The following is a 9,730-nucleotide window of genomic DNA, read 5'->3' on the forward strand; positions in this document are numbered from 1 at the left end:
CCCTTTTAAAGAATCAGCCTTCCTAACCATTAAAGAAAGGCTGACATATTTGCGGGCAGTCTTTTTTTATTTTAGTATTGCATCTGCTTGTTAAAACGAATATTATATTAATTGTGATTTTTAATGTTCGCATTTTGGAGGTTTCTGATGTTTAAATTACAGGAAAACGGAACAAATGTAAAAAGAGAAATAACTGCCGGTCTTACGACGTTTTTGACGATGGTTTATATTATAGTCGTCAATCCGATCATCCTGCATGATGCCGGTATTCCATTTGAACAAGTATTTACCGCTACCATTATCGCAACTGTTATTGGAACGCTATGGATGGCATTCATGGCTAATTATCCAATTGCTATTGCTCCTGGAATGGGAATGAATGCTTACTTTGCTTATTCAGTCGTTGGCTCTCATGGTGATATCACTTATATGACAGCTTTTTCTGCTGTCTTTATCTCCGGTCTTCTCTTTATTGCCTTGTCATTAACTTCTTTCCGGGAAAAATTGATTATCGCCATTCCCGAAAATTTAAAACATGGCATCACAGCTGGAATTGGGCTGTTTATCGCTTTTCTCGGCCTGCGGATGACTGGATTAATTGCTGATCATCCAACAAACTTAGTACAGCTTGGCGACCTTCATAGTCCTGTAGCTTTATTAGCTTTAGCGGGACTAGCCGTCTCGATTGTCCTCATGGTTCTTAGAATAAATGGAGCTTTATTTATTGGCATGCTCATTACAGGGACCATCGCTTATTTCACCGGCCAGCTGACGATTACAGATGTAGTAGCTTTCCCTTCCCTGCCGGATGGTTTGATCGTTACTAATCCGATTGCAGCTATTGGAGATGTGATTCAGCATCAATTATATGCTGTTGTCTTCTCTTTCTTACTAATAACCATTTTTGACACGACCGGCACAATGATCGCAATCGCTCAACAAGCCGGGCTAATGAAAGGCAATATCATGCCGCGGGCACGACAAGCTTTGCTCGCCGACTCCGTTGCTGCTACGGCTGGTGCCGTATTCGGAACGAGTCCAACGAGTGCTTATATTGAATCTTCAACGGGTGTAGCTGCTGGTGGAAGAACGGGACTTACTAGTGTTGTGATTGCCGCATTATTCATTATTGCTGCTTTCTTCGGTCCCCTTGTCAGCGCTGTATCAGGATTATCAGCTATTACAGCTCCTGCTTTGATTATTGTCGGCTGTCTGATGATGGAAAGCGTAGCTAAAATTACTTGGCACGAGCTTGATGAAGCATTTCCAGCCTTTTTAATTATTTTAAGCATGCCGCTGACATCCAGCATCACGACCGGTATGGCTCTTGGGTTTATTTCTTATCCGCTGTTAAAGGTCATCCGCGGGAAATTCCGTGACGTGCATCCGCTTGTTTATGTATTTGCTGTTTTATTCTTTTATCAGCTTATATTTTTACCCCATTAATTTTTATGCAAAAAAGTACCTTATTGAAAAATCTTGTTTCTTCAATAAGGTACTTTCCTTTATTCTTCTTCTTTAGCGAAAAAGCTTTTCATGGCATAAAAGACGTCTGCTTTTTGTCTTAAAATGTAATGTTTGAATTTTTCACTTTTAATATTTTTATACGAATTCATTAGTGTACTATTTCGATTATACTGGTTTACTTCCCCATAACCGAACATGTTTGATTTCTCCATAATTTCATCAACCAGCTTCACACAGCGCAAATTATCAGATGATAAATTATCACCATCTGAAAAATGAAAAGGATAAATATTATAACGTTCTGGGCTATATTTTTCCTCAATGAGCTCCAGTGCCTTCCGGTAAGCAGATGAACAGATCGTTCCTCCGCTCTCCCCCTTCGAGAAAAAGTGCTCTTCGCTAACAACCTTCGCTTCTGTATGATGGGCGATAAATTCAATATCAACCGTTTCATACTTTGTTCGCAGAAAGCGGACCATCCAAAAAAAGAAGCTTCTTGCCATATATTTTTCCCAAACCCCCATGGAACCGCTTGTGTCCATCATTGCTAAGACAACCGCTTTAGACTCTGGTTTTTCAATCTCTGTCCACGTCCGGAATTTCAAATCCTCAGGAAGAATCGGATGAAATTTTGCTTCCCCCGTTAATGCGTTCCGCTTATAGGCAGATAATAATGTTTTCTTTTTATCCACATTGCCCATCAATCCTGTTTTCCGGATGTCGTTATATTCTACATCCTCTACCGTAATTGGCGCCTGTTCCTTCTGCTTTAAGTTAGGCAAAGCAAGCTCGCTGAAAAACGCTTTTTCCAGATCCATGAAAGAAACTTCCGCTTCATAGTAATCTTCTCCAGCCTGGTCACCCGCCCCGCTTCCCTTTCCTGGTCCATCGGCTGCACTGCCATCACGGGCAATAACATCTCCAACTTGGCTGTCTCCATCTCCTTGGCCGACATGCTTATTTTTGTCATAATTATATCGGATCTTATATTCTTCAATAGAGCGGATCGGGATTTTAATGACTTCATTGCCGTTCGACATAATGATATTTTCTTCTGTCACTAAGTCGGGCAAGTTCTTTTTAATAGCATCTTGCACTTTTTCTTTATGCCGCTCTTGATCATCATAACCTTTGCGGTGAAGAGACCAGTTCTCACGGGACACGTGATAATTTTCACTCATCTCCTATCATCTCTCCTTTCGTTAGATTCATCGTATGCGTGTAAGCTTAAAGTTGTACATATGTTCATAAGCCCTACATATAAAAGGAAAAAGAGGGCGGCCGAAATGGCTGCCTCTTTCCTTATCGATTCAGCAGACTGCCTACATAGCGGAGCAGTTCATTCGCTGATACAGAATTATAGCCATGATCATCAATGAGACGTGCGACCACTTCGTTAATCTTCTTCAACTGCTGTTCATCTGGAGTTTTCGAAGACGTCGTAATTTTTACAATGTCCTTTAAGTCAGCAAACAGCTTTTTCTGGATTGCTTCACGCAGACGATCATGGGAATAATAATCAAATCGTTTTCCTTTTCTGGCATAAGCGGAAATTCTAATTAATATTTCCTCTCTGAAAGCTCTCTTCGCATTTTCAGAAATACCAATTTGCTCTTCAATTGAACGCATGAGCTTTTCGTCTGGATTAATTTCTTCTCCTGTCAATGGATCGTGCATTTTTGTTTTATTGCAATACGCTTCTACGTTATCTAAATAGTTATCCATTAACGTTTTCGCTGATTCTTCATACGAATATACGAATGCTTTTTGCACTTCTTTCTTCGCGATATTATCATATTCTTTTCTGGCTACAGAAATAAAGTTTAGATATTTTTCCCTTTGTTCATTGGAAATGGATGGATGCTGATCGAGTCCTTCTTTTAAAGACCGAAGAACATCTAATGCATTAATAGACGGCACATCTTTACGGATAATCGTAGATGAAATGCGGTTAATGACATATCGAGGATCAATTCCACTCATTCCTTCATCTTGATATTCTCTCTTTAACTGCTCTACATCAGCGGAATTATAGCCTTCTACACTTTCTCCATCATACAGGCGCATCTTCTTAACAAGATCAATATCACCGCGCTTTGGCTCTTTCAACCGTGTTAAAATCGTGAACATAGCAGCTACTTTCAGCGTATGGGGAGCAATATGCACATTAGAAACGTCACTTTCCCTAATCATTTTTTCATAAATTTTTTCCTCTTCCGTCAACTTTAAGTTGTAAGGAATTGGCATAACGATGATTCTGGAGTGGAGTGCCTCATTCTTTTTATTCGCAATAAACGAGCGATACTCCGTTTCATTCGTATGAGCAACAATTAGTTCATCTGCAGAAATCAAAGCAAACCTTCCAGCCTTAAAGTTACCTTCCTGTGTAAGAGATAATAAATGCCATAAAAACTTTTCATCACACTTCAGCATTTCTTGAAATTCCATTAATCCACGGTTCGCCTTGTTGAGCTCGCCATCAAAACGGTAAGCACGAGGATCGGATTCAGATCCATATTCAGCGATTGTGGAAAAATCAATGCTTCCCGTCAAATCAGCAATATCCTGGGACTTTGGATCAGACGGACTGAACGTGCCAATCCCTACCCGTTTGTCTTCTGAGAAAAAGATTCTTTCCACCATTACATCTTCAATGCGTCCATTATATTCTTCTTGCAGTCTCATCATATTTAATGGCGATAAGTTTCCTTCAATACGAATACCATATTCCTCATAAAAGTCTCTTCGTAAATGCTCCGGAATTAAGTGAAGCGGATCTTCATGCATTGGGCAGCCTTTAATCGCGTATACCGCTCCCCTTTCTGTCCTTGAATAAGCTTCCATTCCTCTCTTTAACATAGCAACGAGCGTAGATTTTCCTCCACTGACCGGACCCATTAACAACAGAATACGCTTGCGCACATCTAAACGTTTCGCTGCCGGATGGAAATACTCTTCTACAAGGCGTTCCAGCGCTTCTTCCAGCCCATATAATTCTGTACTGAAGAAGCTGTACTTTTTGCGGCCATTTTCTGTCTCTATCCCTTTTTCCTTAATCATATGATAAACTCTAGAATGGGCTGACTGGGCTACCCAAGGCTTTTGTTTAATAAGATCCAAGTATTCCGCAAAAGTGCCTTCCCACTTTAATTTTTCTTCCTCTTCACGATATTGTTCGACTTTTTTTAAGATATCCATATATACCTCCCGCTTTTGCGTAATTAGAGAACGATTAATAAATCTTATGCCCGTACATCCTCGAACATGCTAACGAAAAGCGGAATCATCAATTGTGCACAATTTAAAATAAGTTAACGTTTTCATTACTAAGCCTTTCAGCTATAATGAAAATAGTGCGCAGAAAAAGACTTTTTAAGAAAGGAGTGCATCAAATGAACTTCTTACTCATTTTAGGTGTGATGGTTGCCTTCCTTGCTGCGATCTTCACTGCTGGATATGAAGATAAACCAGGCGCAAAATAATAAAAAAAGCACTGCAAATTGAGCTGCAGTGCTTTTTTCATTATTTTAATTGTAGGAAATTCTGCTGGCGCAGTGCTTCATAAATTAAGATGGCTGCCGTATTGGATAAGTTTAAAGCTCTGACATTGTCGTTCATAGGCACCCGTAAACAGCGATCCTTGTTTTCAGCAATAACGTTTTTTGGCAGCCCTGTTGTTTCCTTTCCGAAAATGAAAAAGTAATCTTCATCGATGCTGCTATAATCAATGCTGGCAAAATTCTTTTCGCCGAATTTGGTTAAATAATAATATTCTCCCCCGGCATTCTTTTCATAAAACTCTTCCATCGAGTCATAATAAACGACGTTGACAAATTTCCAGTAATCTAGCCCGGCCCGGCGCAGCATTTTATCATCTGTAGAGAAACCAAGGGGGCGGATTAAATGAAGCACGGTGTCCGTAGCCGCACATGTTCTAGCAATATTTCCGGTATTTGCAGGGATTTCTGGCTGGTAAAGTACCACGTTAATAGACAAAATCATTCACCTCATATTTAAACTGTAACCTATTCATTATATCATTAAAAAATCCTTAAAAAGAATCATCTTTAATACGAAAAAATTTATATTTTATGTTTTCTGTGTAAGCCGTAGAATCCTCATAGCTCCAATAACGCATGCGGCTGTTCGTTGTATGCGCGTTGACAAGCGGCATGCCGCGGCGGTCTTTCGCCGTCACAATCGTCGTATGATCAAATCGTCCGTCCCCTTGAAAATCATAGCAAATGACATCTCCCAATTGTAATTGCTCCGGCTCCCCCGCCTCTTCTGCCCGAAGCCCCGTTTTAAATGAAGGTAAAAACCAACGGAGGGCATGAGCAACGGACCAGCTATAGCTCCAATTGTTTCCTCCCATCCACCAGCCGCGGCTTCTGTCGGGATATCCTGTCATGGGAGCTCCCCCTGCGTGTAAGCATTGAGAAATATAATTTGTACAATTCACATCAAAGTACCGGTACGCCGGATTATGACTGTTCCACCACCGCTCAGCATATTGAACGGCTTTAAGGCGATCATACTGAAATCCTTTTCTCTCTTCAAACTCCTCTACAAGATGAGTGAATTCCTTCCCTTCCACCGAAACGATAGACGGTATTTCCGCTGCCTTATCTTCTACTACTACTTGATTTTCTATACGAGCCGTTCTTTCTTCCACTTCTTCTTCTAAATAAATGTATTCATCCTGTTTAATCAAATATTTAAAATGAACGAGGTAACGCGTCCATTCGCCCTCATCAAACAACACCTTTCCAAAAGCCTTTGCTTTCACAATTTGACTGTCTCTTGCTTCTAATAACTGCTTCTTCCTAAAGAACTTTTCATCCTCGCCATCTACTTGATCTTCAACAAGCAATTGAAGACGCCTCTCTATTCCTTCACGAAGCTCTTTATACATGAAAAGATCCCCTCACGATACAAGAAAATTTCCCTATCATTCAGATATTGTTCAACCCATGATCAGCTGCCTGGACGGCTAAATAACAGGCTTTGCTTCTTATATTTATTCAAACAGAAGGAGTTTCATGTTATTTTAAAGCAGCAATCCCTCTTTCTATTTCTTGAATAACTTGAGGCTCGACTTCTTTTTCTTTTGCTTGAAGCAATGCCTCCCTCGCCTTCTCTCCGCCAATTTTGGCAATAGACCAGGCTGCAGTTCCTCTCATAACCGGTCGAATATCCTTATGCAGAGCTTCGATTAAAACCGGTAATGCTTCTTCCTCTTTAAAATGAGCCAGTGCAATCATCGCATTTCGTTGAATCGGCTTCTTTCCCCGCCATGACCCCGACATGCGGCCAAATTGCTGCTTAAATTCTTTATTACTCATATGAATTAAAGGCTGAAGCAATGGCTTAACCGCTTCCCCATCTGGTTCCATCTCTTCATGCAAGTGAAAATCGATCCCTTTGTTTTCAGGACAGACTGTTTGACACGTATCACAGCCGTATAGGCGGTTCCCTAACTTTTCACGGAACTCTACCGGCATAAAGTCCTTAGTCTGTGTTAAAAAAGCGATACAGCGCTTAGCATTAAGCTGTCCTCCCTGAACTAAAGCACCCGTCGGACAAGCATCTAGACACTTTGTGCATGTCCCGCATTGATTTTCCAGCGGCTGATCCGGCTCAAATGGCAAATTGGTAATCATCTCCCCTAAATAAACGTAAGAACCGAATTCCGGTGTAATAATAGAACAGTTCTTGCCGTTCCAGCCTATGCCTGCCCGTTCCGCTACAGCTCTGTCTGCCAGCTCTCCCGTATCTACCATAGACCGAAAACGAGCTTCAGGAACTTTAGAAGTAATAAAGTCTTCTAATTTACTTAGCCGGTCACGAAGAACAACATGATAATCCTCCCCCCAAGAAGCACGGCAAAAGATTCCCCGTCTTTCTCCCTTTTTCCCTTTTACCGAGTCCTTCATTTTTGAAGGATAGGCTAAGGCAATCGCAATAATAGATCTTGGTCTATCAAAGATTAAAGCAGGATCTACCCGCTTGTTAATATCTTTCTCCTCAAATCCGGACTGATAATTCAGCTCCTGCTGACGCAAAAGGCGATTTTTCAATTCTGTAAACGGAGCAGCAGAAGCAAAACCAATTTTATCGATACCGATTTCTCGGCTGTATTCAATAATTTCTTTTTTCAAAGCTGTGTAATCCATTTCACACTTCTCCTTTCAGAGAATGCAACATTAATTTTATTTGTTCATATCAAATTAAAAAACGCAACATCTTATCCGACAAGGAATAAAACATTGCGTTAATAACGATATGAAATGGAGCGGGTGATGGGAATCGAACCCACGACATCAGCTTGGAAGGCTGAGGTTTTACCATTAAACTACACCCGCAAGAAAAATCATCATTTGTAACATGTATTATATTATACAGAAAAACATTGTCGAATACAAGAGAATTTTCACTGTTCTCCATGTAAAAAGTAACTCCTTATTCAAAGCTAAGGTTGTCTGAGACAAGCTTTTTCTTTATACTATGCGCATTTCCCATTCATATGACCCCTACTTAAAAATGTACCCCCTTTTCCCACACTCGCTGGAAAAATCTATATAGCGGTTCATAAAAAAACAAGCCCCCAAACACTTCAAGGCCCATTGGATCGTTACCTAAAGTTTTTTTCAATAAATTAGCGGATATTTACGAAAAAATTAATCATGTCATTAAATGCTTTTTGCGCTGACTCAGCATGATATTTTGGAGAGCAAAGATCACTAAATCCATGTTGTCCTTTATATTTATGGGTCTGGACATTCATTTGATGCAGAGTTGAAATGAAGTCATCCACATTAAACGATATCTCCTCTTCCGGATAAAATAGCATGACAGGACACTGCGGCGATATTTCGATATAATCCCTAATACGTGAACCGTAGTATCCCACCATTCCATTTATATATTTTTTCTCACTACACAACCATGCAACCGTTGCCCCTACACTAAATCCAACGATAAATATTTTTTGATATTCACTTTTTCTTTCTGCTAACAACTCTTCCACTTTATACACAGCACGAGCAAAACCGATGTTGTTCATAAAATAGCGATAAGCGATTTCCTCTTCAATATAAGCAAATGGGGCTTCTCGTTCTAATAAATTAGGACAAAAAATATCAAAACCATAATCTGATAATGCCTGGCACACTCCCTTGATATGCTTGTTAATTCCATAGATTTCATGAAGTACAATAATTAAAGTGTTAGAGTTTTTTCGTATGTTAATCATATTCTCTCCCGCTTATTATCCTAATAAGTATAAGCAAAATAAAAAAGCTTCACACAATGAAGTGTGAAGCTTTTTTATCTTTTCGACCATTTTAATACCGGTGGCCGGGGTCGAACCGGCACTCCTCACGGAACACGATTTTGAGTCGTGCGCGTCTGCCAATTCCGCCACACCGGCATGATTCTGGAGGCGGCAACCGGATTTGAACCGGTGATAAAGGTTTTGCAGACCTCTGCCTTACCACTTGGCTATGCCGCCGAAAATAATTGGAGCGGAAGACGGGATTCGAACCCGCGACCCCCACCTTGGCAAGGTGGTGTTCTACCACTGAACTACTTCCGCATAATGGCTGGGCTAGCTGGATTCGAACCAGCGCATGACGGAGTCAAAGTCCGTTGCCTTACCGCTTGGCTATAGCCCATTAATCATATGGGGCGATCGAGGGGAATCGAACCCCCGAGTGTCGGAGCCACAATCCGATGCGTTCACCACTTCGCCACGACCGCCATTGTAGTATTCACTTGGCAGGGGCAGTAGGAATCGAACCCACACTGGAGGTTTTGGAGACCTCTGTTCTACCGTTAAACTATGCCCCTATAAAACTGGTGGAGGGGGACGGATTCGAACCGCCGAACCCTGAGGGAGCGGATTTACAGTCCGCCGCGTTTAGCCACTTCGCTACCCCTCCACAAATAAATATGTTTAAAGTGGTGCCGGCGAGAGGACTTGAACCCCCAACCTACTGATTACAAGTCAGTTGCTCTACCAATTGAGCTACACCGGCATAAATGGTGGCTCAGGACGGAATCGAACCGCCGACACATGGATTTTCAGTCCATTGCTCTACCGACTGAGCTACTGAGCCATACCATTATATATAAATGGCGGTCCGGACGGGACTCGAACCCGCGACCTCCTGCGTGACAGGCAGGCATTCTAACCAACTGAACTACCGGACCATGATTGCGGGGACAGGATTTGAACCTGCGACCTTCGGGTTATGAGCCC

7 protein-coding genes and 11 tRNA genes are annotated in these 9,730 nt (G+C 41.3%); 1 reads left to right on the forward strand and 17 read right to left on the reverse strand.

The window, feature by feature from the left end; genetic code table 11:
- The first annotated feature begins 147 nt into the window (after positions 1-147).
- Entirely contained in the window at positions 148-1,446 is a 1,299-nt protein-coding gene (locus QYG89_RS09515) for an NCS2 family permease (protein WP_404316767.1), read from the forward strand.
- 59 nt (positions 1,447-1,505) lie between these two features.
- Here the strand turns inward: QYG89_RS09515 and yhbH are convergent, their stop codons facing one another.
- The 17 genes from yhbH to QYG89_RS09600 form a co-directional block, all read right to left on the reverse strand.
- Positions 1,506-2,648, reverse strand: coding sequence for a sporulation protein YhbH (yhbH, locus tag QYG89_RS09520; RefSeq protein WP_404316768.1), 1,143 nt, complete (start codon positions 2,646-2,648; stop codon positions 1,506-1,508).
- 121 nt (positions 2,649-2,769) lie between these two features.
- Positions 2,770-4,665, reverse strand: coding sequence for a PrkA family serine protein kinase (locus QYG89_RS09525; RefSeq protein ID WP_404316769.1), 1,896 nt, complete (start codon positions 4,663-4,665; stop codon positions 2,770-2,772).
- Between the two features lie 324 nt (positions 4,666-4,989).
- Positions 4,990-5,469: a tRNA (uridine(34)/cytosine(34)/5-carboxymethylaminomethyluridine(34)-2'-O)-methyltransferase TrmL gene (gene trmL / locus QYG89_RS09530; protein WP_404316770.1), complete on the reverse strand. Its 480-nt coding sequence runs from the start codon at positions 5,467-5,469 to the stop codon at positions 4,990-4,992.
- A gap of 49 nt (positions 5,470-5,518) precedes the next feature.
- Positions 5,519-6,382: an amidase domain-containing protein gene (locus QYG89_RS09535; protein ID WP_404316771.1), complete on the reverse strand. Its 864-nt coding sequence runs from the start codon at positions 6,380-6,382 to the stop codon at positions 5,519-5,521.
- A 130-nt stretch (positions 6,383-6,512) separates the two neighbouring features.
- Positions 6,513-7,643 carry a tRNA epoxyqueuosine(34) reductase QueG gene (gene queG, locus QYG89_RS09540; RefSeq protein WP_404316773.1) on the reverse strand — a complete coding sequence of 377 codons (1,131 nt, stop codon included), beginning with the start codon at positions 7,641-7,643 and terminating at the stop codon, positions 6,513-6,515.
- A 115-nt stretch (positions 7,644-7,758) separates the two neighbouring features.
- A tRNA-Gly gene (locus QYG89_RS09545) sits at positions 7,759-7,832 on the reverse strand.
- Positions 7,833-8,125: 293 nt separating this feature from the next.
- Positions 8,126-8,722, reverse strand: a complete 597-nt coding sequence (locus QYG89_RS09550; protein ID WP_404316774.1) for a dienelactone hydrolase family protein — start codon at positions 8,720-8,722, stop codon at positions 8,126-8,128.
- Positions 8,723-8,817: 95 nt separating this feature from the next.
- Positions 8,818-8,899: transfer RNA gene (locus tag QYG89_RS09555), tRNA-Leu, on the reverse strand.
- Between the two features lie 7 nt (positions 8,900-8,906).
- Positions 8,907-8,980, reverse strand: a tRNA-Cys gene (locus QYG89_RS09560).
- 9 nt (positions 8,981-8,989) lie between these two features.
- Positions 8,990-9,064 (reverse strand) — tRNA-Gly (locus QYG89_RS09565).
- A gap of 4 nt (positions 9,065-9,068) precedes the next feature.
- A tRNA-Gln gene (locus tag QYG89_RS09570) sits at positions 9,069-9,143 on the reverse strand.
- A 9-nt stretch (positions 9,144-9,152) separates the two neighbouring features.
- Positions 9,153-9,228, reverse strand: a tRNA-His gene (locus tag QYG89_RS09575).
- Between the two features lie 16 nt (positions 9,229-9,244).
- Positions 9,245-9,318 (reverse strand) — tRNA-Trp (locus tag QYG89_RS09580).
- A 7-nt stretch (positions 9,319-9,325) separates the two neighbouring features.
- Positions 9,326-9,410: transfer RNA gene (locus QYG89_RS09585), tRNA-Tyr, on the reverse strand.
- 20 nt (positions 9,411-9,430) lie between these two features.
- A tRNA-Thr gene (locus tag QYG89_RS09590) sits at positions 9,431-9,506 on the reverse strand.
- A 5-nt stretch (positions 9,507-9,511) separates the two neighbouring features.
- Positions 9,512-9,587: transfer RNA gene (locus tag QYG89_RS09595), tRNA-Phe, on the reverse strand.
- A 17-nt stretch (positions 9,588-9,604) separates the two neighbouring features.
- A tRNA-Asp gene (locus QYG89_RS09600) sits at positions 9,605-9,681 on the reverse strand.
- Between the last annotated feature and the right edge of the window lie 49 nt (positions 9,682-9,730).

The sequence above is a fragment of the Bacillus lumedeiriae genome (genome assembly GCF_044891285.1).
Lineage (GTDB): Bacteria > Bacillota > Bacilli > Bacillales > Domibacillaceae > Pseudobacillus > Pseudobacillus lumedeiriae.

Bases quoted from the DNA above. Each gene is read 5' to 3' on its own strand.
- QYG89_RS09550 (WP_404316774.1), bottom strand. From the start codon at position 8,722: ATGATTAACATACGAAAAAACTCTAACACTTTAATTATTGTACTTCAT.
- QYG89_RS09535 (WP_404316771.1), bottom strand. From the start codon at position 6,382: ATGTATAAAGAGCTTCGTGAAGGAATAGAGAGGCGTCTTCAATTGCTT.
- queG (WP_404316773.1), bottom strand. From the start codon at position 7,643: ATGGATTACACAGCTTTGAAAAAAGAAATTATTGAATACAGCCGAGAA.
- trmL (WP_404316770.1), bottom strand. From the start codon at position 5,469: ATGATTTTGTCTATTAACGTGGTACTTTACCAGCCAGAAATCCCTGCA.
- QYG89_RS09525 (WP_404316769.1), bottom strand. From the start codon at position 4,665: ATGGATATCTTAAAAAAAGTCGAACAATATCGTGAAGAGGAAGAAAAA.
- yhbH (WP_404316768.1), bottom strand. From the start codon at position 2,648: ATGAGTGAAAATTATCACGTGTCCCGTGAGAACTGGTCTCTTCACCGC.
- QYG89_RS09515 (WP_404316767.1), top strand. From the start codon at position 148: ATGTTTAAATTACAGGAAAACGGAACAAATGTAAAAAGAGAAATAACT.